At 47.1% G+C, this 26,175-nt stretch carries 23 protein-coding genes; 14 read left to right on the top strand and 9 right to left on the bottom strand.

Annotated elements, in window-relative coordinates; genetic code table 11:
* Positions 1-20 precede the first annotated feature (20 nt).
* Both P8J86_03155 and P8J86_03160 read right to left on the bottom strand, forming a co-directional pair.
* Entirely contained in the window at positions 21-878 is an 858-nt protein-coding gene (locus P8J86_03155) for an ABC transporter ATP-binding protein (GenBank protein MDG2053684.1), read from the bottom strand.
* Complete coding sequence (locus P8J86_03160) at positions 875-1,939, bottom strand: zinc ABC transporter substrate-binding protein (GenBank protein MDG2053685.1); 1,065 nt, start codon at positions 1,937-1,939, stop codon at positions 875-877. The genes P8J86_03155 and P8J86_03160 overlap by 4 nt, the downstream gene beginning before the upstream one ends.
* 118 nt (positions 1,940-2,057) lie before the next feature.
* On the opposite strand from P8J86_03160, the gene P8J86_03165 reads away from it, so the two are divergent.
* Positions 2,058-2,720, top strand: coding sequence for a metal-dependent transcriptional regulator (locus tag P8J86_03165; protein MDG2053686.1), 663 nt, complete (start codon positions 2,058-2,060; stop codon positions 2,718-2,720).
* 20 nt (positions 2,721-2,740) lie between these two features.
* Here P8J86_03165 and P8J86_03170 read toward each other — a convergent pair whose 3' ends face one another.
* Complete coding sequence (locus tag P8J86_03170; GenBank protein ID MDG2053687.1) at positions 2,741-4,087, bottom strand: porin; 1,347 nt, start codon at positions 4,085-4,087, stop codon at positions 2,741-2,743.
* Positions 4,088-4,355: 268 nt separating this feature from the next.
* On the bottom strand, positions 4,356-5,705 hold the full coding sequence (locus P8J86_03175) for a porin (protein MDG2053688.1): 1,350 nt from the start codon (positions 5,703-5,705) through the stop codon (positions 4,356-4,358).
* 333 nt (positions 5,706-6,038) lie between these two features.
* Here P8J86_03175 and P8J86_03180 point away from each other — a divergent pair, with 333 nt between their 5' ends.
* Entirely contained in the window at positions 6,039-6,512 is a 474-nt protein-coding gene (locus tag P8J86_03180) for a hypothetical protein (GenBank protein MDG2053689.1), read from the top strand.
* An 80-nt stretch (positions 6,513-6,592) separates the two neighbouring features.
* Here P8J86_03180 and P8J86_03185 read toward each other — a convergent pair whose 3' ends face one another.
* From P8J86_03185 to P8J86_03195, 3 genes are all read right to left on the bottom strand, one after another.
* The gene (locus P8J86_03185) at positions 6,593-7,135 is read right to left on the bottom strand and encodes an inorganic diphosphatase (GenBank protein ID MDG2053690.1); all 543 of its coding nucleotides are present in this window, start codon (positions 7,133-7,135) and stop codon (positions 6,593-6,595) included.
* A 760-nt stretch (positions 7,136-7,895) separates the two neighbouring features.
* Complete coding sequence (galK, locus tag P8J86_03190) at positions 7,896-8,993, bottom strand: galactokinase (GenBank protein MDG2053691.1); 1,098 nt, start codon at positions 8,991-8,993, stop codon at positions 7,896-7,898.
* 18 nt (positions 8,994-9,011) lie between these two features.
* Positions 9,012-9,812: a class I SAM-dependent methyltransferase gene (locus tag P8J86_03195; GenBank protein ID MDG2053692.1), complete on the bottom strand. Its 801-nt coding sequence runs from the start codon at positions 9,810-9,812 to the stop codon at positions 9,012-9,014.
* 188 nt (positions 9,813-10,000) lie between these two features.
* On the opposite strand from P8J86_03195, the gene P8J86_03200 reads away from it, so the two are divergent.
* The 11 genes from P8J86_03200 to P8J86_03250 all read left to right on the top strand — a co-directional run bounded on the left by P8J86_03200 (position 10,001) and on the right by P8J86_03250 (position 23,080).
* Complete coding sequence (locus P8J86_03200) at positions 10,001-10,930, top strand: ABC transporter ATP-binding protein (GenBank protein ID MDG2053693.1); 930 nt, start codon at positions 10,001-10,003, stop codon at positions 10,928-10,930.
* Positions 10,927-12,186, top strand: coding sequence for an ABC transporter permease (locus P8J86_03205; GenBank protein MDG2053694.1), 1,260 nt, complete (start codon positions 10,927-10,929; stop codon positions 12,184-12,186). Before P8J86_03200 ends, P8J86_03205 begins: the two co-directional genes overlap by 4 nt.
* A 106-nt stretch (positions 12,187-12,292) precedes the next feature.
* Positions 12,293-12,544, top strand: coding sequence for a phosphopantetheine-binding protein (locus P8J86_03210; GenBank protein ID MDG2053695.1), 252 nt, complete (start codon positions 12,293-12,295; stop codon positions 12,542-12,544).
* The gene (locus P8J86_03215; protein MDG2053696.1) at positions 12,471-13,019 is read left to right on the top strand and encodes a hypothetical protein; all 549 of its coding nucleotides are present in this window, start codon (positions 12,471-12,473) and stop codon (positions 13,017-13,019) included. The genes P8J86_03210 and P8J86_03215 overlap by 74 nt, the downstream gene beginning before the upstream one ends.
* Positions 13,016-13,798: an outer membrane lipoprotein carrier protein LolA gene (locus P8J86_03220; protein MDG2053697.1), complete on the top strand. Its 783-nt coding sequence runs from the start codon at positions 13,016-13,018 to the stop codon at positions 13,796-13,798. Before P8J86_03215 ends, P8J86_03220 begins: the two co-directional genes overlap by 4 nt.
* Positions 13,791-14,768 carry a lysophospholipid acyltransferase family protein gene (locus P8J86_03225; GenBank protein ID MDG2053698.1) on the top strand — a complete coding sequence of 326 codons (978 nt, stop codon included), beginning with the start codon at positions 13,791-13,793 and terminating at the stop codon, positions 14,766-14,768. The genes P8J86_03220 and P8J86_03225 overlap by 8 nt, the downstream gene beginning before the upstream one ends.
* Complete coding sequence (locus tag P8J86_03230) at positions 14,765-17,140, top strand: beta-ketoacyl-[acyl-carrier-protein] synthase family protein (protein MDG2053699.1); 2,376 nt, start codon at positions 14,765-14,767, stop codon at positions 17,138-17,140. The genes P8J86_03225 and P8J86_03230 overlap by 4 nt, the downstream gene beginning before the upstream one ends.
* Before the next feature lie 82 nt (positions 17,141-17,222).
* The gene (locus tag P8J86_03235) at positions 17,223-18,269 is read left to right on the top strand and encodes a hypothetical protein (GenBank protein MDG2053700.1); all 1,047 of its coding nucleotides are present in this window, start codon (positions 17,223-17,225) and stop codon (positions 18,267-18,269) included.
* Positions 18,270-18,297: 28 nt separating this feature from the next.
* Positions 18,298-19,767 carry a class I adenylate-forming enzyme family protein gene (locus P8J86_03240; protein ID MDG2053701.1) on the top strand — a complete coding sequence of 490 codons (1,470 nt, stop codon included), beginning with the start codon at positions 18,298-18,300 and terminating at the stop codon, positions 19,765-19,767.
* Positions 19,758-20,498 (top strand): hypothetical protein, encoded by a 741-nt coding sequence (locus tag P8J86_03245; GenBank protein MDG2053702.1) that lies wholly within the window; start codon positions 19,758-19,760, stop codon positions 20,496-20,498. The genes P8J86_03240 and P8J86_03245 overlap by 10 nt, the downstream gene beginning before the upstream one ends.
* Positions 20,495-23,080, top strand: a complete 2,586-nt coding sequence (locus P8J86_03250; protein ID MDG2053703.1) for an MMPL family transporter — start codon at positions 20,495-20,497, stop codon at positions 23,078-23,080. Before P8J86_03245 ends, P8J86_03250 begins: the two co-directional genes overlap by 4 nt.
* Before the next feature lie 7 nt (positions 23,081-23,087).
* On the opposite strand, the gene P8J86_03255 is transcribed toward P8J86_03250, so the two are convergent.
* Together P8J86_03255 and P8J86_03260 are read right to left on the bottom strand one after the other, a co-directional pair.
* Positions 23,088-24,371: a glycosyltransferase gene (locus P8J86_03255; GenBank protein ID MDG2053704.1), complete on the bottom strand. Its 1,284-nt coding sequence runs from the start codon at positions 24,369-24,371 to the stop codon at positions 23,088-23,090.
* Between the two features lie 219 nt (positions 24,372-24,590).
* Positions 24,591-24,806 carry a hypothetical protein gene (locus P8J86_03260; GenBank protein MDG2053705.1) on the bottom strand — a complete coding sequence of 72 codons (216 nt, stop codon included), beginning with the start codon at positions 24,804-24,806 and terminating at the stop codon, positions 24,591-24,593.
* A 155-nt stretch (positions 24,807-24,961) separates the two neighbouring features.
* Here P8J86_03260 and P8J86_03265 point away from each other — a divergent pair, with 155 nt between their 5' ends.
* The gene (locus tag P8J86_03265; GenBank protein ID MDG2053706.1) at positions 24,962-26,110 is read left to right on the top strand and encodes a DUF418 domain-containing protein; all 1,149 of its coding nucleotides are present in this window, start codon (positions 24,962-24,964) and stop codon (positions 26,108-26,110) included.
* Positions 26,111-26,175: the final 65 nt, after the last annotated feature.

A 26,175-nucleotide genomic window follows, 5' to 3' on the forward strand; every position in this document is an offset into this window, starting at 1 on the left:
CACCAAACATGGTCCGTCCCCTACTCACCTGCGCGAGCCAGGGCTTCAGCTGCTTGGTCTAGAAGTGTAAGACGGCCGCCATAGGTCTTTCGAAGATTCTCGTGCGTAAAAACGTCACTCGTCTTCCCTGATGCCACCATTCGCATATTGAGGAGCAGGACTTCATCAAAATACTGAGTCACAGTCTGTAGGTCGTGATGAACCACCATGACAGATGCGCCTGCGTCACGTAGTTCTCGTAAGACATTAACAATGGTGTACTCCGTTGCCGCGTCAACGCCAGCGAGCGGCTCATCCATGAGATAGAGTGACGCTTCTTGAGCGAGTGCTCTGGCCAAAAAGACGCGTTGCTGCTGGCCGCCAGAAAGTTGATTGATTTGCCGCTTGGCAAGATCGCTCATTCCAACGCGGTCGAGTGCATCCATCGCTATACGTCGATGCTTTTTAGAAACCGGCCTCATCCAACCGATTTTTCCGTATCGCCCCATCGTGACCACTTCAAGCGCATTGATTGGAAAGTCCCAATCAACACTTTCTCGCTGTGGTACATAGGCAACACGATCACGTTGAGTCCGATACGGACTTCCAAAAAACAGCACCCGCCCCGAAGCCTTTGGAACCAAACCAAGCGCTGCCTTTAGCAGCGTGCTCTTGCCCGCTCCATTGGGCCCAACAATGCCGATCATTTTGCCCGCTGGTGCGTCGTAGTCAACATCCCAGAGCACCGGCTTACGGTGATAAGCAACTGTCATATCATGTATTGATAATGGAGAATCAGGATGATGCTCTTCTCCGGGAGGTAGCTCATCTCGACCTGTACGCCGTGACCCAATATGCGCCTTAATGAGCGCCTTATCTGAGGGGGGCTTGGTGCTCATTTTGCGGGAGCTTCCTCTTTCTCTTCCTCTTTCTCTTCCTCTTTCTCTTCATCAGCAACCCGAAGTTTGCCTTGCATTCCACCCTTGGGCGCCTGGCCGCCAAGCCCACGCGTAATGGTCGTCACGTTGTGATCCATCATTCCAATGTAGGTCCCCTCATAACTTCCGTCGGGGCCCATGGCATCAGAAAAGAGAACCCCACCCAACTCTATTTCATGCCCCCTCGCCTGCGCCCCTTCTATGATGGCCCTCACATTCTTATCAGAGATACTTGATTCAACAAAAATCGCTTTGATCTTGTCAGCGACAACAACATCAATCAATGAATTAATGTCGTGCAAGCCTGCTTCAGAAGCTGTCGAAATACCTTGAATACCCATGACATCAACTTCGTATCGGCGACTAAAATAATTGAATGCATCATGAGCAGTAATCAACTTCCGACCAGAGTAAGGAATTGATGCAATTGAAGTTGCTGCATATTCATCTAATTTCCTGAGCTTCTCTTGGTATGCCGCAGCATTTTTCCTAAAATCATCGGCATGTGCAGGATCAATATCAATAAGTGCTTTACAGACTATATCTACGGTACGCATCCACACTGAAACATCCATCCAAACATGTGGGTCATAGTGACCTTCAAATTCTTCGGGCTCCAATAGCATCTCTGGATCGATTAATTCTGTGACTGCGTAGACCGGTTTACCATCGCGTGCAACTTGCACCAATATGTCGCCCATACGACCTTCTAACATCAAGCCTGAATAAAACACGATGTCGGAGTTTATGAGCGTACGCACATCACTGCGGGTTGCTTTGTAGAGGTGCGGATCGACGCCTGTCGGAACAAGGTCAACAACATTGACCCACTGACCACCCACATTCCGAGCAATATCTCCAACCATGCCGATCGTTGCAACAGCCTCAACTTGCCGCTCAGAACGATCTTGTACAGCTGACGTCTCTTGTGTGAAGGCCAACAGGGACAGCAGAGACACTGATACCAACGAAAGCACGCACCAATCTGAGCAGAATTCAAAAGATGTCTTCAAACGAGCCATGGAGGCCTCCCAGAATATATAAATAGGCAAGATATTTTGACATATCAAAATTAGGTTGTTTACTATACCAAATATGGGTTGTAACCCCAATACGCTCTATTAGGAGGCCCCAAGGCCAATGCCAAGCGCTACTGTTGAGGATTATCTCAAGCAGATTTACCTGGAATCAAGCGATGAGCTCTTACCCATGGGCCATCTTGCCCATGCTCTGAAGGTGACCCCTGGCACTGCAACAGCGATGGTCAAACGCCTGGCGGCCGCTGAGCTGGTGGCATACGAGCCCTACAGCGGCGTCAAACTAACGCAGGCAGGCCAACAAACAGCACTCGACGTACTGCGACGTCACCGACTCATTGAATCATTTCTCGTTGAGATCCTGAAGCTCGACTGGGCCGAGGTGCATGAGGAGGCTGAACGCCTCGAGCATGCCGTCTCACCGCGACTTCTAACAGCCATCGATGCGTTGCTTGGCCACCCTACGGTCGACCCTCATGGCGATCCCATACCTGGTGATGGGGGCGAGATCAGCCGACAATCACATCAGCGACTCGCGGATTGCATCGTTGGCGATCAGTATCGAATCGCCCGCATTGCCGATCAGCGCCCGGAGTTCCTACAATTCCTGGCAAACCACAAGCTTCGACCCGGTAACTTAGTCACGATCTTAGATAGTGATTCCACGAGTGAAGCAATGACCCTCAAGACTGATGCTGATGGAGATGAGGCTAAGGTCACATTAGCCCTGACAGTGGCAAGCCGTGTCTTGGTCTGTGATCCATAGGATCACTCGATGCCCAGTTCTTAAAATGTCAATTGCATCTGAGTTCGGAACAACCATTCACCATCATTCTCAGATTCACGCACACCCGTACCAGTACTTGAGTATGTCGCTTCGATGGGATCAAATCCCCAACCAAAATCGGTCGAGAATTTTATTTCGGTTGTGCCTTGAACTGGATAATAATTAAAACCCACTGTCAACCAACTGGTGTTTTTTGTATTTGCATCGTCAATGTGGCCTAGTGAATATTGGGCAAACAACTCAAGTGGATCAGCAATAAACATCCCCCCTTGTGCAACGAAACCCCACGATTGCTCCCACTCATTTGATTCTCTCTGCCCATTGTTCCATACAAAGTAAGTCATGGCGTTCCAACCATTACCTTGCAGACTTGCATCAACTGTAAAACCATAGTTTTGTTGGTTCTTGTCCTCACGAGGATAGCTCAGAATCGCGTTTTTATAGCCCGCATTTGTCCATGCAAACGCACCACCAAGTAGGACGCCAAATTCACCGCCTGGCATACCACTCATGCCGCTGAACTGACGGAACGTGCCTGCAAGAAGAGCCTGCCCACGAACAGCCAAACCATTGTTGGCATCATTCTCTAGAGCTTGCAGATTGATATGCTTTGGGCCATCGTTATACATAAAGTCAACTGTAAATTGATCGCTAGCATAGTTGAGACCGATGCCCTGACTCCGAGCCCATGTATATCGAGCATTGATAATCGTGCGATCAACCGCCAAAAGTCGACTGGCCGAAGCAATCTGTTCGCGAAGATATGGAACTTTGTACTGGCCAAACTTCACCGTTAGTCCATTACCGAGACTTTTTGAAAGATAAGCATCCTCGGCAAATATATTCGCGTTGCTATTTGTCACAGAATTTCGATTGCTCGCCAAAACAAATTTGTACTTCCACGTCTCGTCAACGACGTGTCCAGAAAATTCAATACGCAAGCGACGAATCTCAAATCCATAGTCGACTTTAGGGTTGTTCCCCGGAGAATTGTTGTAGAGCCATCGCATCTGAAACAATCCATTTATTCTCAGGGAGTAGGAACCATCTGCGCTGCTGATAAAGAAGCCATCTTTGTATCCTGCTTGTATACCATCCTGTAGCAAGCTTGCTCGTGTATCAGAATCAGCCAATACATCCTGTACTAACGCACGCACTTCTTCGGATCGCCGCTGTGTCAACCAATTCTCTGAATACTGAGCATGAACTTGATCCACCTCTGCCTTTAGCTGCTGAACTGCCTGTCGAAGTTCTTGGACTTCATCAAGTATCGCAACTTCTTCAGGATCACCTATGGCCATGCCCGTTAAGAAAACAATCACGCTTATTGCCAGTGCAAGCCTCATTTGGGCATCTCCAAATCTAAGAACTCAGTATTCTTCGTATCGCAACAGGATGCGTTTTTGACCTCGCGACAGATTACTTGAATCTCATTAACTGTTCGTAATGAGCTCATGCCCAGCAATACAAAAAACCTCTCAGAGAGTCTTTATCTCGCGGATTTTTGGTCTTAAAACATCGGCCGTCGCTTTAATCTTATAGCTTATTGGCACAAAAAAGAACAGCACGGCTTATTACTAGCCGTGCTGTCAGAACGAATTACTTATTTATCGATCAGAAAAGGAGTTGAAGCTGGCTACGAAGTAGCCATTCGCCAGAATCATCTGAACTACGCACACCTGTGCCGGAGCTTGTATATGTTGAATCAACACCATCAAATGCCCAGCCAAAGTCGGTTGTCACCTTAACATTCGTCGAATCTTTTACTGGATAGTAGTTGACGCCAACCGTCAGCCAGTTTGTATCTTCGGGACTATTGTCTTCAATATGACCAAGGGCGTAGCGAGCAAAGATCTCAACTGGGTCAGCCAAGAAAATTCCACCTTGGGCAACGAGGCCCCATGATGAATTCCAATCGCCACTACTCTTTGCCTTACCATTATTCCATACGAAGTAGGCCATCGCGTTCCAGCCACCACCTTGTAAGCTTGCATCAACAGTAAAGCCGTAGTTTTGGTCGTTTGCATCTTTGCGCGGATAGCTCAAAACGGCATCTTTTGAGGCAGCATTGGTCCAAGCGAATGCAGCACCAATCATTGCACCAAACTCGCCACCGGGCATTCCGCTCATGCTTTTAAACTGCTTAAAATCACCCGCAAGCAACATCTGAGCGCGAGCTGCAAGACCGTTGTTAGAAGAACCATCAAGACTCTGAAGATTGATGTGCTTTGGTCCGTCGTTGTACATAAAATCAAAAGTCAGGTTGTCGCTTGCATAACCAAGGCCAATACCCTGACTACGCCCCCAGGTGAAGCGTGTGTTGATAATCGAACGATCAACCGTTAACTGCTTACTTGAAGACACAAGCTCTTCACGAAGATAAGGAACTTTGTACTGGCCAAACTTGACACTCAGGCCATTACCCAGACTCTTTGAAACATAAGCATCTTCAATAAACAGATTTGCTGTACCGCCAGTCGCATTGTTTCGACTGCTTGCAATAACAAACTTGTATTTCCAGGTCTTATCTATGACATTACCACCAAACTTTAACTTTAGGCGTCGTAGTTCAAAGCCATAGTCATCTTCTGGGTTGCTGCCTGGAGCGGTGTTATATTCCCATCGCAATTGGAACTGTGCATTGATCTTCATCGTGTACGAACCATCTGCGTTCGTGATAAAGAATCCTTTGTTGTAACCAGCAGAGGTACCATCTTGCAGCAAGCTTGATCGAGTATCAGCGTCTGCAAGCACGTCCTGAATCAAACCTCGCACTTCGTCAGCTCGTTTTTCAGTTAACCAGTCTGTTGCCTGCTCTGCACGAACCTGATCGACTTCACCCTTTAGTTGTTCGACCATCCGTCGAAGTTCTTGAACTTCGCCAGGCGTTGCTTGACTCTGTGAATCACCCATAGCCGCACTTCCCAAAAGAAAGACTGCGCCTATTACGATTGACCTCTTCATATGGATTCTCCTAATACTCTGACTTAGTTTTATATATTTCTAAACTCAATGGTCCGGAGTGTAGCCCCCATTAACAAACAGCTCGTGAAAGTTATGTTTCCACTTTGCAAAGGTAGTTTGTGCTTTTTATCAATTCCAAGAGATCGTTTTTGCTTAGATCCAGCAAGGAAATAGGCCGTTTCAAAGTATGAATCGCGGTCTGAGCTCCAAGAGTGGTAAATCGGGGCTCAGGAGACCTGCGCTCTAAGGCAGCAATGATCAGTAATTGTGCCTAAAATCTCAGACTCAAAGTGATGTGATTCATCAAGATTGGCAGAATAGGAGTTCTCTAAGATGAAAAACTGGTCGTTTCTCGCCTGTGCCACTGGCCTCATAATTGCTTGCTGCTTAATAGTAAGTGCCAATGCTCAAAATATTTGGCAACCAGGCGCTGGCATTGAGCCAATACCAACCGCTGAACTAGTAGAAAAATCTTCTCAACAGATTATTGGAGATGTTCGCGGCATCTACCTACGACCTTTTGCAGAAGATGGAGGGACGACGGTTGCCTACATCGCCGAGATTGAAGTCAAAGAAACAATCAGAGGTGAACACAGTAAGCCAGGAATGGTCGTCTATCTCAGTTTCTGGATACGCTCTCCAACTGCTTTAAAAATTAATCCCGCTCTTGATCCTGGATACTCCGTTCACCCTCGTACTTCTGGTCTAGTGCAGTGCTATTTCAATGTAGAAAAAGATGGGGTTTGCACAGTTGTACAACCAAACGGCATAGAACCATATACGGCACCCAGTAAACCAACTGAGTAATGTGACATTTTTTTGTCGATACGACACACTTTTAAAATGCGTGTTGTGACTATCGTTTCCATGCCATCTTTAAAGCCGAGCTACATATTAAGTTGATCGGCTTCAAGCTTCTGGAATCGCTTGAGGCAGTCTTCAATGATCGCAAAAGCAGCAACACGATCTTGCCATCCATAGGTATCTGATTTTTTGCCTTCGAGCTCTTTGTAGATCCCAAAGAAGTAATCGACCTCACGCAGAAGATGGCTGGAGAGATGCTGCAGCCCATGCAGGTCACGAGCCAATGGATCACTGACTGGTACACCAAGAATCTTATGATCTAGCCCCTTGTCATCTCGCATTTCCAAAACACCGAGCGGACGCACTTCAATGAGACAACCAGTAAAGGTTGGACCATCGGTCATCACAATGACATCCAGTGGGTCACCGTCTTCAGCATGCGTTTGGGGAATAAAACCATATGCCCCTGGATAATGCACCGGACTATAAAGAGCCCTATCGAGCTTAAATACATTAAGATTCTTTTCATACTCAAACTTGCTAGAAGACCCTTTGGGAATCTCAATCACAGCATTTACTATTGATGGTGGGTCTGGACCTGGGGGCAGTCTGAGATAATCAGTCACATTTCTCTCCTCATGTCTATTGTCTGGCACTCTTTACTGATTTGCAATAATCAAATTCGGGACTTCGCACACCGACCGTGCTATCCTAATTCTACCGTGTTGCTCTACCGTATAGTTCGTTTCATTGATGCCACCTTCCCATATTTGATGGCGGCCCTGGTGATATTTGAGTTTTGTGCAGCCTTTGCTCTCATGTTCATTTTTCCACCAGGATCTCTTGGCCTAATATTTATTGGCTTACTGACTATTGCCACAGCAAGCGTAGGATCGAAGATTCTTGGCAAGCTTGAGCGAAGTTTTGCCGCCAGCGTCAATCATAATAAACCTTCGCCGCACCACCTGGAACGAGATCAAGAAAACGATTACTCAGATATAAATGTGTTTATTGACGATCGCAGTGGGCCGAGTAGAGCCTAAATCCAAATCCCAAATACAACAGAAAAATATTGCCTCTAAGGAGAGGCCTTCTCGCGTTATTGTTACTGCAGTCGTCCGCAACAAGGTTGCCTGTAAGTGACAACTTACTTTGGAGTCCTATTTGTGGGAGCCAAAACGCCAGCGTGTGCCCTTCTGTATGTATGCCTGCAGCTCAACAGCGTTTGTTTGAGTATACAAACTGGCCGTTGATGACCCACCGCATATATGGCTTTGTTGACGGGTTTTCTACTCGAAGATCTTTTGTCGTCTCGCAACACATTGTCAACAATTCCGCGGTGGTTCATTAGGCTCCCACATTGGGCCCAACTTTTCTCAGCAGAGATCAGGCCCCTTGAACACATAAACCTGCGCCCTTGCTTGGCGTTACAACATGGACTTTAGGAGTAATCGAAAATTGATCTGCGTAGACTTTCTTTATGGTCGCTGACCAAGATTCTAAATGACCAGGCTCAATGAGATTCACTGTGCATCCACCAAAACCTCCGCCTGTCATCCGAGCACCAATCGTTGCGTGCTGCTGCTGAGCTAAATCAACTAGAAAGTCTAACTCTTGACAGCTGACTTCATAATTATCACGCAGACTTTCATGAGACTCTTTCATGCACACGCCCATTTTTTTAAAATCATGATGCCAACAGGCCTCAGCAAAGTGCCGCACACGTTCATTCTCTGTCACAACGTGCCGTGCGCGTTGCTTTAAAGGCTTAGGCAATACTTCTATACAGCCGCTTATATCAGTCCTCGCGAGTTCACGCAGTGGCTTCCCTATCAATGCTTCGGCTTTCGCACACTGCTCACGTCTCTCGTTATAAGCGCTGCTTCCAAGAGAGTGTCGAATCATTGAATCAACTACGACAACCTGCATAGTCGACGGCAGCTCAATAAGCTGGTGCTTCTTCGTGTGACAATCTAATAGTAGTGCACACCCTTCTGCACCATAAACAGAAACAAACTGATCCATAATGCCACACTGAACACCAACAAAATTTCTCTCAGCTGCAACACATATTTCAACCAACTCGGGACGTGGAATTATCTCTCCAGCAATATCACAAAGTGCTAATGCAATAGAAATTTCAAGAGATGCTGATGAGCTTAAGCCTGCTCCAATAGGAACAGTGCTCGTAATTTCCATATGAGCTGGAAACAGAGCAATGCCACGATGATCTAACTCTCTTGCAATACCAACCACATAGTCCATCCATGTGCCGGTCGGTTCTTGTTTATGAATTGAATGCACATCCCAAACACCTTCTTCATCAAGATCAGCAGACCGGACACGCAACTGATCGCCCTCTGTTGTCAGCACACGGACGCGACACTCTAAATCAATGCTTGCAGGACAAACCATCCCACCCACATAGTCAACGTGATCGCCAATGAGATTGACCCGACCTGGTGCTCGAAATGTCCGGAGCATTGACTCTTTCTCCTATCTTTACAATGGCTTACGACCAACGCATATACAGCGTGGAGTGGTGAGTGTAATCGGATCTCCTGAGACGTTTCCAAATAAGCGAAGATCTTCAAAACCACATTGCTGAAGCAGTGAATAGACTTCATGTGGCATATACATTTTGACTTCCATTGGCCGGCAAATTTCCTGTCCATCGCCAAGAACAAATGTCCAATCGCTTTTAATCATGCCCGCGACACAATCGATGGCGCTTTCTTCGATAACAACAAGCGAATCAGCGCACTCTGGTTCAATTTTGTGGACACTACGATCTTTAAAATTATGGAGCGCATATGCCATGTTCACGTAATCTAATGCAAACATTCCGCCTGGCTTAAGCGAATCATAAGCTCGTCTTATGAGCTCAGTATTATCTTGAGAGTGAGAGCTATAACCAAAACTTGTGAACCAATTGATAGCAGCATCACAAGGCTGAGGCGATACAAAATGACGCGCATCATCACAGACGAAAAGACACTCGAGATTTGATTCCTCGGCTTTCTGTGATGCATGATCTACATAACTTTGAATACAATCGACCCCAATGACATGGTAGCCTTGGGATGCCATCGGAATGCTCACTCGGCCCCTGCCACAACATTGATCAAACAGATAATCTCCTGGCTTTAGATTGAGTTCTCTGCAAATAAATTCGACTTGGGCCTTCGTTTTGCTTGTATCAATACGCTCTAGCACGCCCTGGCCGTATACCTCATCAAAAAACGTCTCCCACCAGGATGATTTCTCACATTGTTCTAGAATTGATTTTTGAGGCTCTACCATAATCACCACCTATCCTTCGCTGACCTCAAAGTATAGGCTCTGATCGTTTATTCAGCCCACTTACAAGCCTGAGTCAGCCCTCAAAGGCCCACTTCTTTAACGTAGTTGTCGTAGGCGAGTAATATGCTGTGGTCACTATGAAGCATCTTTCTTCTACCACTTCGATCAGCCATGATCGGGATCCACGAATGCAGAACGTTCTCGAACTTCGCAACGCGCATAAGCAATTCAATGGGACGAAAGCACTGTGTGGTGCGAGCCTCACTTTACAACAAGGCCACTGGCTTGCCCTTGTTGGTCCAAACGGTGCTGGCAAGACCACACTTATTCGATCCATTGCCGGCCGGATTGGACTTGACGCCGGGCACTTAAAACTATTCGGACAAGAGGTTGGACCAACACAATCTTTTAATAATGTTGTTCATAAACGGGTTGGTGTCGTACCCCAGAATCTAGCCATTTACTTTCATCTAACAGCCATTGAGAATCTGCAAGCTTTTGCCGTGTTTCATAATGTTAACCAGACTGATATTAATGAGCGCGTCGAATGGGCACTTCAATGGACAGGCCTTCATGAACGAAAAGATGACCTTGCTAACGACTATTCTGGTGGCATGAAAAGACGCCTCAATCTTGCCTGCGGCGTCCTTCATAAACCCGAACTTCTTCTTCTTGACGAGCCAATGGTTGGCGTTGACCCACAAAGTCGCGAGCGTATTTGGGAAATGCTCGACTCGCTTCGTTGCAATGGCACTTCTATTCTGCTCACAACACATCAGCTTGACGAAGCCCAGCAAATGGCTGACCGAGTGATTGTCTTAGATCATGGTCGCGAAATTGCAAATGGCACACTTGATGAGCTCATCTCACAAACCGTCGGAAAAGATCACCGTGTTGAAATTTTACTCAAACAAGAAATTAAGACCTCACTCAATATTGAAGGGATAACTCCTGAAAGAGATCGGATTCGATGCGCTATGGTAGACATCGCAGATCAGCTTCCCTCTCTACTTTCTGATCTTAAGAATGCTGGCTGCGAGGTTCTGGAAATTCGAATCCATACGCCGACATTACGCGATGTTTTTCTATCTTTGACTGGCAGGGACCTTCGCGAATGATCTATGCACAGTTCAAAATATCCTGGGCGCGCATCTGGCGGGATCCTGTCACCATGATCATTACATTCCTTCTGCCTATTCTCTTTTTCACAATCTTCTCCATGGCATTTGGATCGTTTGGACAGGGAACGCCAGGCCATCTCGTTATGTTGGTCGTTGATGAAGATCAAAGCGAACAGAGCGAGCGATTTCTTAATGAATTATCAAAAGTCGGCCCATTTGAGTTACAAACCCATCAAGACAATCGCAACGAAGAACAGATTACCCGCATCGCTGCCTGGAAGGCCGTTCGGCAAGGACATCAACCACTTGCACTTGTGATTCCCGCAGGCTTTGGCAGTGAGACTTGGTCACCAGATGTCGCACCTTTGGAAATCCTGGTTGATCCCGCAAATCCACTTGCTGCCGAGATCGTGAGTAGCCATGTAAGAGAGACAATTCTTCAGTCGCTTCCCGAGCTGGTCCTACAAAGGGCCTTTGCTGTCCATGAATCTACGAATACTGATCATTCAGCTACTGAGAACAAAACCAGAGAATATGACCAAGCAGAACTTGCCGGTTCAAACTTGATTCCTGTTGTCATTAACAAGGTCTATGACGAAAACGATGAGGCTTCAACAAATAGGCCACTCGTCGCATACTTTGCTGCTGGAATCGGCGCTATTTTTCTGCTTTTTTCGACAGCAGGATTAGCGGGAACGTTACTGGAAGAAGAAGAAATTGGGCTGCTCGACCGGCTTCTATGCACTGATGTTGGCATGACACAGATCATTATTTCCAAGTGGCTCTTTATCTCTTCCTTTGGTGCTTTGCAGCTTTGCATCATGTTCTTTTGGGGATGGCTTGTTTTTGGCTTGCAGCTATGGACTCTTAATAACTTTATTGGCTTTATTATCATGACTCTGTTGAGTTCATTGGCCGCTGGTGCTTTTGGAGTACTTCTTGCTACTGCTGCTCGATCCCGACACCAGTTATCTGGTTTTTCAATGATCATTATCCTGGTCATGAGCGCTGTCGGTGGAAGCATGATCCCGCGATTCTTCATGCCTGAAATCATGCAGAACCTAGGCTATTTCACATTCAACACCTGGTCGCTGATGGGCTATCAAGCTGTCTTCTGGTACGCCCTTCCCGGCGATAGTCTCGGAACAATGTTGCTTAGCCTGTGGGATATCGTCGTAATACTGCTTTGTTCGACGATGATCTGCCTCGGCATCGCTAGACAGCTCGCTCGCCGCCGTTGGGAAGCTGGCTAAATCCGACTTGACTGCCAATGCTACTGTCAAAAACCCCGCTTTCCGTGATATCATTGGCGGGGTACACCAAGTGAACCAAGTACAATAACTGCAAAAGGGGCATGATTTGGATCGCGAGGCTGTTATCAGCGAAATTGAAACGATTCTGCGTCGGGATCTTAAGATTGGGGATGTTGAAATTCCTAACGATATGCCATTAGCCGGTGGCGAGTTTGATCTTGACTCTTTAGACCTGCTCTTACTCGTTACGAATATCGAGAAAGCATTTAATTTTAAGATCCCCAATGAGGCTGTTAGCCACGAAGCGTTTTCATCTGTATCGACCCTTGCTGACTACATCATTGAACAAGCACCCTAAATCCAAAGCGTTGCACCTTAAACGGAACATTCTTGACTATCTGCCTCACCGACCACCATTCCGGTTCTTGACAGAAGTCTTGACCATAACGGATGAATATGCGCTTGGGCAATGGGTCCTAGATGGCACTGAAGATTTCTTCGAAGGTCACTTTCCAAATCAGCCACTCCTACCCGGTGTACTTATTACTGAATCGCTTGCGCAGCTCGCTGGTTTTATCCCACAGTCAGCTGTGATCATTGATACAGACAAGAACGATATCACCGAACAAACACCAAGACCTTTTAAGTTGGCTCAAATTGAAATGCGATTTGAAAAATCAGTTTCACCCCCCTTATCTCTGACACTCGAAGCAAAGCTTGAGAGGACGCTTGGATTACTCTGGCTCTTCAATGTGCAAGCCAAGCTTGGCGATGACTCGGTTGCAAGAGGTTCACTGACACTGAGCCTTTCATCAACTAGGGCTCATACTTGATTTTACGTAAACGACTTTTCTGGTACTCGCTTTTTATAGCTGTTTTACTGACATGGCCAGCAACCAATAATGGCCAAGAAGCTATTTCAACCAGTCAGTCGACTACGACTCTTCAGAATAACACGGCCTTTAAAGAGCTTGACGCTGACTTAGCTGAGTCCCTTGCAAACTTCGACAAACGTTTGGCAGCCATTAAGCATTTTCGCGCATCATTTATCCAAGACAAAAAAACACCACTCTTACGAAATCCTATGCGATCAAGTGGAATCCTTCTCGCGCAAGGACCTCAAATGCGCTGGAACACGACTGAACCTTATGCTTCAGTCATGGTGATTGACCAACGACCAGGACACAATGAGATTTTGTTTTATTATGCTGAAGATGCTCTCTTGGAAATTCATCCACTTAATCATGAACTAGGTCGACTCGCCGGTTTTCCACTGCCGAGCTTCCTTGAACTTGCTCAACATTATTCGATTGAGAAAGATCCCACTCCACTCACTGATGAACGAGGATCTGGACTGGGACTTAGATTGGTTCCTAAAGATGAGGCGACTCGACAACACCTCCAACAATTGAGACTACTTGTTGATTCAACAACTGGCCTGATCTGGAAAGTTGAGATTACAGAAGAAGAAGGCAGCCACACACTCCTTACTTTTCAGGAACTAGATACAAAAACACCGGTTACCAGCGAAGCCTTAGAACTCAACGTGCCTATTGGCACTGAAATCATTCGGACTTCACCAGAACCCGTCGTGGAGCAGTCTGATGAGTGACACTGCTTCATCAGTTCCTCAGTCAGAACATGTAGATACCGGCAGCAATCAGACCAGTAACAAACTATCTTTTGTTGAACGTATCTTTATTGATAAAATTTTTGTGAGTTGCGTGCGACGTGTGCCAGGGTTCATGCGATGCTTATGCCCAATCATTACCTGGTTGCTTTGGCACATTGCTTCCAACTGGCGGCGAGCTATTATTTTGAATGCAGCTCATCTACTTGGCCCAGACTCAACTACTCGTGAGAGAAAGGCGCTCGCAAAAGAAGTTCTTTCAAACTTCTATTTGTTTATATGCGAAGTGGGCGAAGCATCTAGGCTCACTCCCGAGGCAATGGCGATGCGGGTTAAGGTCTTAGATGGTCTTGATCAGTTCATAGAAGTACGAAAAAGCCAGCGGGGCGCCATTTTGGTAACGGCACACATTGGTTCATTCGAATGTTCACTCGCTATTTTACAGAACTTTGAAAACGAAATTCACGTTCTCTTTGCCCGAGATGGTGGAGGCGGCTTCAATGAACTACGTTCGCTCGCAAGATCACAGCTTCGCGCACGAGAGGTACCTGTGAACGACGGCCTTGGAACATGGATCAAACTCCGCGATGCGCTTAATCGTGATGAGGTTGTGGTCATGCAAGGCGATCGGGTTATACCTGGGCAGACAGGTGTCGAGATGCCTTTTTTTGATGGCCTGGCATCACTTCCTTCAGGCCCTATTCGCCTTGCGATGGTAACTGGAGCACCAATCATTCCGGTCTATTCGACTCGGCTGCCTGATGGACGCCTAAAACTAGCTGTCGAACCAGCAATTGAGGTTGATGCAAATTTTCAGGGCCCCCTGGCTGATCATCCAGCCATGACCACACTAAAATCTTCTCTTGAACGCGTGATCGGCGACAATCCGGGACAATGGATTGTGGTTGATCCAATCTGGTCAGATACCGATATTGAAGAGGAGCAATTGTGAGAGGCAAGCCAAAGATACTTATCTCTGGTGCTGCTGCGATCACATCTTTAGGTCGCAACCGCAGAGAGACATGGCAAGCGATTCTTGCAGGTACCAGCGGCATTGGTCCAATGCCAGCAATCGAGAGCCCATTAGACACCGGTGATGACGGTGGTCAGGCCCATGACATTTCTGATGAGATGATGACCGGACCGGACCGAACAGAAAAGTACATGCGACGGGCCATACTTGATGCAATTGCTGATGCAGGCTTCATTGATTCAATTCCATACGCACCTGCTAGATGCGGCATTATTCTGGGCACCACTCTCGGTGGCATGCGTTTTGGTGGTGAATTTTTAAGATCAGGTAATCCGGGCAACTTTGCAAATGCTTTTCCCGCTGCAACAATGGCTAACGCAATCGCTGAACTAGACATTAATGGACTCATGACCACGACTTCTTCAGCTTGTGCCTCAGGTCTTTCTACCGTCGCCTTGGGAATCACGCTTTTGCAAACAGGAAAACTTGATCTGGTATTGGCTGGGGGATACGACCCTATCAGTGAATTTTCCTACAGTGGCTTCCGTTCATTACGATTGGTGTCTGAAGGGCCATTGCGTCCCATGACAAAAGATCGAACTGGCATGAAAGTCGCTGAGGGATATGGGATCGTCCTTCTTGAACGCATGCAAGATGCCCACAACCGGAACTGGCGTGGTTTTGCTCAAGTTGTTGGGCATGGCGAAACATCTGATGCTCATCACTTAACTCAGCCATCACCAGATGGATCTGGTGCATCCCGCGCTATCGAAGAAGCGCTAAGTCGAGCAAATCTTAAACCCACAGATATCAGCATGATTGCGGCACATGCTACCTCGACTCCAAATAATGATGCGGCAGAGCGAGCGGCTTACTGCAACGTCTTTGAAGAATCTCTCAAAGAAATACCACTGGTTTCCTTTAAGAGTTTTATAGGACACTCACTCGGCGCTGCTGGTGCGATTGAGCTCATTCTTTCCGGCATGGCGATAGAAGAACAATGTGTGCCCACGACCAAAAATGTGCGACCAGAAATGCTGGAGTTTCCTGAAATTCGAATGATCTTTGATCAGCCACTCCAGACGCCTCTTCAACACACACTTAATGTATCACTCGGTTTCGGTGGAGCCAATGCATGCCTGATCCTCTCCTCGCCTGAAGAAATAACAACCAAGCCAACGGAAGTCGAACTAAGCGAACCATCTTTGATTGCACCACGGAAGGTTTGCATTACTGGCGTAGGTATTGTCTTACCAGATGCAATTGGTAATGAAGCGTTCAAAAGCAGGCTAGAACATCGCAATGGATTTCGTCTTGCTGATTCTCTCGAAATGATTAGCGACGACCAGATTTCCAATTTGATTAATGCACGAAAAGCCAGAAGGCTCAGTGCTTTTTCTAAGCTACTTGTTGCTGCTGGAACGAGCGCTATGCAAGATGCTCAAATTGAACCTGGCTCTGCAAGCGATATGCATGTCGTTGTTGGGAGCCAGTTTGGTGCTGCAGAGTACTCCGCACTGTTCTACCAACAAGTTATTGATGAAGGCATTAATGCCGGCAATCCACTTCTCTTTGCAGAAAGTGTTCCGAATGTAGGCAGTGCCCAACTTAGTCTACTACTGGGACTCCAAGGCGCTTCGTTTTCACTTGTCGGCGCCCGTACCAATGGACTAGAAGCATTACATATTGCCGCTGCTTGTATTGCTTCTGGCCGATGGGATCGCGTCATTGTCGCGGCTGCCGAGGAATCATACGACACGCTCATTAATGGCCATGCACACTTTGGCTTACGATCAGAAGCGGAAGGTAGCCTGCCATTTGATACTGGATCTGGGTTCTTAAATGGCCCTGGCGCCGTCGCCATCATTCTTGAAACCGAAGAGTCAGCGAAGTTCCGTGGCGTTGATAGTCGAGGCACTCTATTGAGTAGTGCTACTGAGAGAGGGACGCGCGGCGATGGACGCGGGCTCACCAAGGCCGTCAGCAATGTACTGGATCGCATCGGCACCACATCAAATATTATGACCTCTGCGAATGGCACTGTATTGGACCGTATTGAGCGAGCTGGTATTCGGCGTTGCATACAGAGTGAATCAATTAGCAAACCAGAGGTCTCCAGCATCTATGGCTATATGGCTGAGACATTTAGCGTCATGCCTCTTGCATCGATGGCTGCGGTTCTCTTGACCGGCCGCATGCCCCATCTCCTGGGACCTGCCCGTGATTTAGGGGCGTACCTCAAACCAGCCCACACAACCTCAATAGGAGCTTTTAGCGTGCTTTGCACAGACATCACAGGCATCGCCGCCTCTGCTCACCTCACTGTTGAACCACGGGCAAACCAGTCATGACAGTAGTCATTCTGCCATCTGGTATTCGCATTCCTCTGCTACACTATGGTAAAGGTGGATTTTCGGGAATGATTTACTCGCTATGAACTTCATTGAAACGGCGAAGTCAACTTCGGCTCAGCTCGCTTGGCGCGCCAGTGGTCAACGTAGCGATCTGCCCCACTGGATTGATGCTCTACTAAAATCACCAGATACCCAAGAGGTTACGACGGCTACTTCTATTAATGAAACAGCATCTGATGCCATAAGCACTCGTGTCATTGATGCACCAGATGCGACGCTCGTTTCTGTAAAATCCGAAGTTGACACTCTCGACAAACCAAACGGATACACCGCTGCAGCGATACAGTGCTATGAAACGTTGTTCAAAACACTGCAGGCACACAATGCCAAGTATCCGATTCGCATGTGGAATTTTGTGCCAAACATTAATGAAGTCGTTGAGCAGGAACTGAATCGCTATATGCAATTCAATATGGGCCGACACAAAGCATTGGCCGATTGGTATGGCTCTCCAGTTGCACTCAAGCAACTGGTGGCAACCGCTTCTGGCGTGGGCCATAGTGGATCTGAATTGATTATTCACTGCCTGTCGCTCAAGAACCATGCTGGATTGGGTGTTGAAAATCCTCGCCAGATCCCAGCCTACAACTATTCACGACGATTTGGGCCAGCCTCACCGAGCTTTGCAAGAGCAACACTTGCGAGCTTTCCAAGTCTTGATAGTAGGAGTAATACTTGGCTCATGGTTGGCGGAACGGCCAGTGTGGTCGGGGAAGATTCGCAACATCCCGGGCAACTCTGCCGTCAAATTGATGAAACACTGGACAATCTCTCCTCTTTGGTGAACCAAGCACAGTCGCAATTGCCAGTTTTTACATTGCCTTCGAATGGTTCGCTAAGAAGTGCGCTAAATTCACTTAATTCAATACGAGTTTATTACGTACGAGCCAATGATCTCGCGCAAATTAAAGAGTCAGTGATTGCGAGTTTTCCAAATATTACAGAGTGCGAATTTCTAAATACATCGTTGTGCCGCCCTGAACTTCTAGTAGAAATTGAGGGTGCTGGACTGCTGAAAAATATACCTAGTAATGCAACATGTAATGGCAAATCTAGTGCGAGCTGATAACCACTGGATATTCTGAACGCGCAGTATGGCCCAAGAATTAATCGAACATGTAAATCGACATGCTGATATGCAACGGGCAACGATCTTTGCCCAGCAACTTAATGGTCATTCGGCACTTCGCTCAATAAGCTACGGCGACTTTCATGACCTCGTTTCTGGATGGGTCTGTAAACTTGATAACGAGCTTCCGCCTGGCAGCACCGTATCGCTATATAGCCCCAACTCTATAGACTTTTTGGTTGTCTTTGCCGCCATTTTAGCATCTGGCCGAGTCGCTTTTCCATTACACCCCCACTTAACGATTGATGAAGTATGTGATGCTTATATCCAATCCAATGCAAAAGCGGTCATTACACCAGCATCGCAACTTTCAAACTTTGTTTCGGACCGTTGTCTCACCATCGACCTTGACGATCATCCACCTCGTAGTGCCAATTGTTTAGATCCGCAACGCGCCCATTCTGCCGGACTCTATTTGCAAAGCTCAGGTACCACGGGACTTCCCAAGATTGTCCATCGCATGGCCTCTTCTCTAGATGCTGTTGCAAGAACACTCACAAACATACTTACACTCACAACAGAAGACTGCGTATTGGCAGTTGTTCCTATGTGCCACTCATATGGCGTTGAGAATGCCTTATTGGCTCCGATTTATTCAGGTGCTCGCGTTCACATTGCACAGGGTTTTTCACTTGACGTAACCATTCATGAATTCGAAAAAGAAGACGTCACTATTTTTCCATGCGTACCTTTTATCTTTGAATCTCTGGCAAGCGTTGACTTTAAAACAACTGAACGATTAAGACATGTGTTCTCCGCTGGGGCACCACTACCATTGAAGATACAAAATGCCTTTTCTGAACGATTTGGATCACCAATCGAACATCTCTATGGTGCCAGTGAAGTCGGGACCATCACATTCAACCCAAGACACTTAGCTGCTACTCACCCTAATAGTGTCGGCAAGGTTGTCCCAGGCGTGGAGATCCGCATTCTTGATACAAAAACACCAGACATTAATAAGCCACTCGAGATTGGAGAAACTGGTCAAATAGCTGTCTCATCAGATGCAATGCTGAGCGATTATGTAGGTCATCACAAAGAAGATATCACCGATGGGTTTTTCCTCACTGGCGATCTTGGATCGGTTGATGCTGAGGGCTATCTGTATTTGACTGGTCGCGTAAAACTTCAGATTGATGTGGGTGGACTTAAAGTCAATCCACTGGAAGTCGAACAGGAGCTTACCAATCTTAAAGGGATTCGAGAGGCTGTCGTATTACCACTACCTGTGACCTCAACGCTCTATCGCCTAAGAGCTGTGATTGTTCTCGATGCTGAAACAGATTCTATTTCAGTAGAAACAATTAGGACTGCTCTTCGGACACGCCTTGCACCCCATAAGATTCCACGTGTCTTTGAGTTTCATGAATCTCTTCCACGCTCTCCAACAGGAAAAATCCTGCGCCTTGAGGTGCCTGCCCCATGCGAATAGCTCGATACCCAATACTCGCGTTATGTGCGGTCTTGGCACTCAGCGCCAGCGCCTGTCGCTCTACCCTTCCTCAATATCCATGGGAAGGCAAGGACGCCGTTCTAGCAACGATGCTTTCCTATGATCGAATAGAGACCTTGTCTGCCGCATGCCGATTAACGCTCTCCTCTTCAAAAAAAGACCGTATTCGCCTTGAAGGCGCGATTGTCGCATCGCTACCCAATCACTTTCGCATTCAGACTTGGAAGTTTGGACGTAATGCTTTTGACTTTATCATCACACCGTCTAAACGATGGATCGCTGCATCTGCAGAACTAAAAAAGCAAGAGCAATCAGAAGCTCCAGACTTTGATTTTCTTTTAAGCTGGCTCAATTTAAACCAACTTCTCGATCAATCACACTATGTTGTTAGACAAGATACACGGACTATCACACTTGGCCCAGAAACACAGGGCACAGACTTACTGCATGCTAAAGCGGGCACTTATCTCGTGTTTGATAAATCCACCCGGACATGTCGACGACTCTATCGCCTTGACGGAAACAGCCGCATGATTGAGTCTGTCAGCCTAAGCGACTGGACCTTAATAGATAATCGCCCATGGCCACTACGCTTGATTGCCACCGCTCCTTTAGGAGATGTGGACATACGAATGCATGATGTTCATCTCAATCAGACCCTTCCTAGTGCAGCATTCACTCCACCTCGACAGGCTGTTGAAATCCAATGAGTATGGAGCCCACTCAAAGAAAAGTCACAGGTGACAAGTGGTTACTCCGGCACCCATGGCTTATCACTTTCATTTGGGGCATCGTTATAGCAGCAGGCGTCGTAAGCATCACTCGCCTGCGCCCATCAGCCACCCTCGATCAACTCATTTCGAGTCATGCACCTGCGGCACAAGCCCTCGGCAGTGTGCTGACTGAATTCTCTAGTATCGATGAACTAACGCTATTAGTCAGTTTGCCAGACAATACAAGCCCAGTTTCAAGCCAAAGCATACGCAATGATGTTGATCAAAAACTTCTGCCATATGCGAATCGCTTGCGCTATGCCATTGAAGAGGATCCTACTGCCAAGAGCATGGTCACATCATTCATTGCCTCCGAAGAGGACGAGCAAGACACCAACGCTTACATCAAAGAGGTCATGGCACCAGCAGCCTATCAGTACCTTGACCAAGGAGAACGGGAAGTTCTCAAAGCACTTTTGACGCCGTCAGCGATGAAACGTCAATTCGATCGCTTAGCCCGCCTCGCTGCCGCGCCAGGACCAGGTGCTGAGCAACTCTTAGCTGAGTCAGTCAATGACCCACTACAACTCCGAACGCTTGTGTTTGATAACGCCACTCCCAGCAAATCTCCATTCCAGAACTTTCCGGGACTTAACGCTCAGATTTCTGCTGACGGGCGCCACCTGATTATTCGCATTACTGGCGCTAAGCCTTCGAATGATTTATCCTTCGCGGCTGATTTTACCTCTAAGATTCGCTCCCTTGCTCATACAGCCAATACTGACAAACTCACTATTGGACTCACCGGTGGATATGCCATTGCTGCCGCAAGCCAAGATGCGGTTCGATCTGATCTCATTATCAGCATTGTTTGCTCAGTTCTATTTGTGCAGTTGCTTTTTCTACTCGTCTACCGACACCTTCTCATCTTTCTTGTTGCAATTATTCCTGTTGCTGGAGCGATCGTCATCGCTTTTGGTGTGTATGGGCTAATCGCACCAAACCTTACACCACTGACCGCTGTCATCGGAGCACTCATCACTGGCCTGGGTGTTGATTACTGCATTCACTTTCTATCAAGTTACGATCGTTTTCGCGTTGTATCTAAAACACCACAGTATGCTGCCGCACTTGCAGGCACTGCGGTACGACGGCCTATCTTTGTAGCTGCTATAAGTTCTATTATTGGCATTCTTGCTATTAGCCAAGCAAGTGTTGCTGCGCTTCGTCAATTTGCACTTATTGGGGGCCTTGGACTCATCGCAGCACTTATCGCTGCATTAACACTCTTGCCCGCATTGCTCGTACTTATTGAAAAACTACCACTACGTTGGTCGGTCCGAATAGATGATCACATCGGATTCCAGCATATAGCTCGCCCAATCGAGAAGCATCCTCGTGCATGGGTTTTTGTGATTGGAATAGTGTGGTGCCTCGGACTGGCTCTCTGGATCAGCAATTCTAATGCTCTCATTTTCTTTGAATCTGATTTGCGTTCTATGCACCCATCACCAAATCCAACTCTTGAACTACAAGATGAAATACTCACACACTTTGGTACCGCTCCAGGTGTACTTCTCATCAAGGTAGAAGCCAGTAATGAAACCACATTACTGCAACGCGTCCATGCCATTACAAATAGGCTTGATATGCCAACGGCACGAGCTGCGGGCATTCAGAATGTCCTGAGCGTCGCCTCACTCTTGCCACCCCAGACAACTGAATTGAGTACCACATCATCACTTACCTTTGATCTAGATCAGATTATTACGGACTTTAGGTACCAGGTAGATCAATCACCCTTTACCCAAGATACTTTCAGTGAATATACGGACTATCTACGTACGCTTCTTACGCCTTCTGAAGCACCGACGCTTAACGATCTAAATAGATTCCCTGCGCTTGCCAATCGTTTTTTACCGACGACACAAACCGCCGGACAATATCAGAGCCTTATGATTGTGCTTGTTGACCAGATCTTAAAGCAACGCCGTGCACGCGATCATGTCATTGTCACTATCCAAGATACTCTTTCAGATATTCCAGAGGCGACTCTGACTGGCATTTCTGTTTTGGGTTATGAAAGTGAACTACTGGTACGAAGAGATTTGCCCGTGCTTATTGTCATTGCAGCAATCGCTATTGGAATCTTTTTGTTGTTTATGTTCAGGCGTCTCGATGATTTATTACTGCTCTTGATTCCTGTTGGCTTCGGATTGACCTTTGTATTACTAGCCATGAGCATTACTGGCACTGGCTTTAACATGATTAACTTACTGGCTATCCCACTGCTCATTGGGATTGGTGTTGATGATGGAATTTTTATTATGAGCATCGATCGTGTACGCCGTGCCCGTAAGCCCCACGAGGCAGCAGAAACCTACGCAGCGAGTTGTCATGCAATCACTATGACAACTTTCACAACAGCTCTTGCAATTGGCGCACTCGCTCTAACAAGCGTCCCAGCGATCGCTGCACTTGGTTGGATGACCGCTATTGGTGTTTTCGGCTGTCTTATAGCGACGATCGGCTTACTTCTGCCAATTCTACTCATACGCGAAGCTAGGCAGCGCTCATGATCTTCTTTTAGGAATGCACTGTTATGGCAGATGAAGGCAGTTTTCTTTTATAAGGAATCCATAACATCAAGCCATTCATAGCACATCCCACCACAGTCCCCAACAAACCCCCGAGTACAATTCCACCAATCAGCCATCGTAATAGCTCAAGAATTGTGATTCCATCTGGCGTGAGTGCTGCAGATAAATTAGCAGGCATGGGCAATAGACCCAGCAGAATGATATGCCCTACCCAGAATGCTGCCATATGCAAAGCAGGCCCGATCGGTGATAGGAGCAATAGCATACCTATGCCCACTGATAGAAAACTGCCCGCATGCAATCGAACTGCAAAATAGAGACCCAGGGCAATCTGAATTCCAAAAGCTGGCAAACATGCTGTGAATGCGCCCAAACCGATTGCGCCTCCTAAGACTGCACGTTCAAGATGACTCTCTCGTGCTTGGAACCACAACACATCTGGCCTGAGCCACCAGATAAGATTTCTAATGATCACGAAAGCGTCAACTTTCTGACGCCTAGATACATGTGCTCCCTGACGTACTGGCAAAGGAATGAGCCTACGAAAAAGTAAGTAGATATGCACAAGTAGTGCATGTGTCCAATCACGAAAAAAACGATAGTGACTAACTCGTTTTTCATCTGTGAAGTACCGACATCGGATCGGTATATCACGAATGTGAAACCCGGACCATACCGCGCGGGTCACCACTTCAATTTCAAATGCAAATCCACCTGATTTCACGCAAATAACATCAAACATTTCCAGTGGATAGGCGCGATAGCCGCACAAAGTATCCCCAACAGTCGCCCCACACTGAACACGCACAGCAAGATTTTGAAGGCGACGTCCAATTCGACTCCGAGCCGGGTAATCATCGGATTGATCATTACGGTTACCAATAATAAAGTCATGTTGATGACTTCGCGCCGCTTCTACAAAGTCTTCAATCTGCTCTGGTGCCAGCTGCCCATCCGAGTCTAGCGTAATAGCGTGAGTAAACTCGCTCTCCTGAGCAAACGCAAATGCTGTCTGCAGCGCCGCCGCTTTGCCCTTATTTCGATCATGTGTAATAACAAATCCAAAGCCCTTCCAATCAGCGAGCAAAGCGGGCGTTCGATCTGTCGAACCATCATCAACCACAATGAGTGGCAGCTGGGCTCGCTCTGCACGCTCTACAACATCCATGAGTGTTTGGGCATTGTTATAAGTAGGAATAACAACAACTGGTCGAAAACTTGATTCTGATGGGTCTACAGTCGCCGGAATTGATCGTTTGACTTGGACCATATTCTGAGAGACCTCGTGTTACTCAGCTCCGAATTGTATCATTGACACTTTATTAATAAGCGGTTTTTAACCAAGAATAATATGTTGCGGTGACTTTTCGTCATCTCAATCAATCAAAAACATGCGATGAAATAGTTGCCGCAAAAGCAGACAGCAACGTCGCATTGCTGTCTGCGACTGAGCTGTTTTTTTCTACAAAGAAATAAGCTGTAGAGAACGCTAGTTGCTCGAGTCGTCGCTGCTGGAGCCATCAGCATTGGGGTCCTTGCCACCATTCTTAACGCCCTCAACAAAACGGCTCGGGGCATTGGTGAATTGGGTTCCGACAGTCGAAGCACCCTCTGAAAGATTATCTCTATGCGCTTCTGTACAACCAGTCGTACAAACAAGAAAAGCGCCAGCAGATACACAGATAATTGAGGCAATTGCACGCATAATAAGATTCTCCTTCAAGGACGGTCGAATATGCTGCAGTTCCACCTAGAACGTGCACTTTACCCGTCCGTGTTGAACGTCAGTATGGTGCGCGATTGGGTTGGCGTCAAGCATGACTATTAGGCTCTATACTGGCCCGCAAGGAAAGATAAGACATGCCTTACCCAGCTTCACTCAATCCTAACTCCGAGTCTCATACGGAGATAGCTGGCACACTTGAGTTACCTGGCTCTCGAGCCTTGCGAATTCAAGGCTATGACGTGGCTCGTGGGCTGGCCTTTATTGGCATGGTTCTTGTCAACTTTGAAATTGTTTTCACTGCCGCTGGCGCTCAATCAAGTATTTTCATGGAATTTTTTGCTGGCCGGGCCAGTGCGCTATTTGTGTTGCTCGCTGGTGTCGGCATCAGCCTAATGACGCGTGGAGCGATTCAAAAGGATCCATTGAGCGGGCTAAGAAAAGTTCGCTGGATCTATCTAAAACGAGCCGCTTTTCTTCTCGTGATTGGTTACGCCTGGCAACCTCTTTGGGAAGCCGATATTTTACATTACTACGCTTTTTATATCGGCATTGCGGCGCTGTTCCTGACGGTTGATAGTGTAGCGCTTTGGGTTATGGCCCTTCTGAGTGTCGCCATCTTCGGATTCATCTTTTCATGGATTCCTTACACAGAAGGTTGGAACTTTAAGACTTACTCTCATCCAGACTTTTGGACCTGGGGCGGCCAGCTCAAAAACCTTCTCTACAATGGATGGCATCCATTATTCCCATGGTTGTCATTTGTGTTTGTTGGCTTATGGATTGGTCGGCTCAATGCTCGCCGACTTTCTGTACAGCTGTCTTTAATCGGTAGTGGCATCGCCGCCATAGTGATCGCCTACTTGCTTATGTTGTGGCTACAGCCTTCGGTTACCTTGTTCGATGGTATGGATGGTATTTTTGAGGCCGCATTCTGGGACACAGAGTCAATTCCACCTGGCCCGCTTTACGTTCTATCAGCGACTGGCTCAGCCGTAGCGGTCATCGGTATTTGCCTCCTTGTTGTGCCATGGCTGGGAAGATTGGCGACACCTCTAGTCAGAACCGGGCAAATGGCTCTTACGCTCTATCTCGCTCATGTACTCCTTGGTATCGGCCCATTTGTTGGAAGTAATGAAGAAGCAGCTGCAATGGCCTGGCCAAACCCGAGCATCGTATGGTTTTGGATCAGTTTTTCTATTGGATCAATCATATTCGCTACCCTTTGGCTGCATTGGTTCCGCCGAGGGCCTCTGGAATGGGTCATGAGAAAACTCTGTGGTTGAACTCATCAGGATTAGCAACGTACCATCGTCGCAAGAACTCATAATCAGGGCTTGAAAACCACTTA

This window comes from Phycisphaerales bacterium, from assembly GCA_029268515.1.
Classification (GTDB): Bacteria; Planctomycetota; Phycisphaerae; order Phycisphaerales; family SM1A02; genus JAQWNP01.

Bases quoted from the DNA above. Each gene is read 5' to 3' on its own strand.
- P8J86_03175 (MDG2053688.1), bottom strand. From the start codon at position 5,705: ATGAAGAGGTCAATCGTAATAGGCGCAGTCTTTCTTTTGGGAAGTGCG.
- P8J86_03215 (MDG2053696.1), top strand. From the start codon at position 12,471: ATGAGGCTGTTAGCCACGAAGCGTTTTCATCTGTATCGACCCTTGCTG.
- P8J86_03165 (MDG2053686.1), top strand. From the start codon at position 2,058: ATGCCAAGCGCTACTGTTGAGGATTATCTCAAGCAGATTTACCTGGAA.
- P8J86_03250 (MDG2053703.1), top strand. From the start codon at position 20,495: ATGAGTATGGAGCCCACTCAAAGAAAAGTCACAGGTGACAAGTGGTTA.
- P8J86_03195 (MDG2053692.1), bottom strand. From the start codon at position 9,812: ATGGTAGAGCCTCAAAAATCAATTCTAGAACAATGTGAGAAATCATCC.
- P8J86_03170 (MDG2053687.1), bottom strand. From the start codon at position 4,087: ATGAGGCTTGCACTGGCAATAAGCGTGATTGTTTTCTTAACGGGCATG.
- P8J86_03205 (MDG2053694.1), top strand. From the start codon at position 10,927: ATGATCTATGCACAGTTCAAAATATCCTGGGCGCGCATCTGGCGGGAT.
- P8J86_03240 (MDG2053701.1), top strand. From the start codon at position 18,298: ATGGCCCAAGAATTAATCGAACATGTAAATCGACATGCTGATATGCAA.
- P8J86_03225 (MDG2053698.1), top strand. From the start codon at position 13,791: ATGAGTGACACTGCTTCATCAGTTCCTCAGTCAGAACATGTAGATACC.
- P8J86_03245 (MDG2053702.1), top strand. From the start codon at position 19,758: ATGCGAATAGCTCGATACCCAATACTCGCGTTATGTGCGGTCTTGGCA.
- P8J86_03200 (MDG2053693.1), top strand. From the start codon at position 10,001: ATGCAGAACGTTCTCGAACTTCGCAACGCGCATAAGCAATTCAATGGG.
- P8J86_03235 (MDG2053700.1), top strand. From the start codon at position 17,223: ATGAACTTCATTGAAACGGCGAAGTCAACTTCGGCTCAGCTCGCTTGG.
- galK (MDG2053691.1), bottom strand. From the start codon at position 8,993: ATGCTCCGGACATTTCGAGCACCAGGTCGGGTCAATCTCATTGGCGAT.
- P8J86_03255 (MDG2053704.1), bottom strand. From the start codon at position 24,371: ATGGTCCAAGTCAAACGATCAATTCCGGCGACTGTAGACCCATCAGAA.
- P8J86_03180 (MDG2053689.1), top strand. From the start codon at position 6,039: ATGAAAAACTGGTCGTTTCTCGCCTGTGCCACTGGCCTCATAATTGCT.
- P8J86_03265 (MDG2053706.1), top strand. From the start codon at position 24,962: ATGCCTTACCCAGCTTCACTCAATCCTAACTCCGAGTCTCATACGGAG.
- P8J86_03260 (MDG2053705.1), bottom strand. From the start codon at position 24,806: ATGCGTGCAATTGCCTCAATTATCTGTGTATCTGCTGGCGCTTTTCTT.
- P8J86_03155 (MDG2053684.1), bottom strand. From the start codon at position 878: ATGAGCACCAAGCCCCCCTCAGATAAGGCGCTCATTAAGGCGCATATT.
- P8J86_03160 (MDG2053685.1), bottom strand. From the start codon at position 1,939: ATGGCTCGTTTGAAGACATCTTTTGAATTCTGCTCAGATTGGTGCGTG.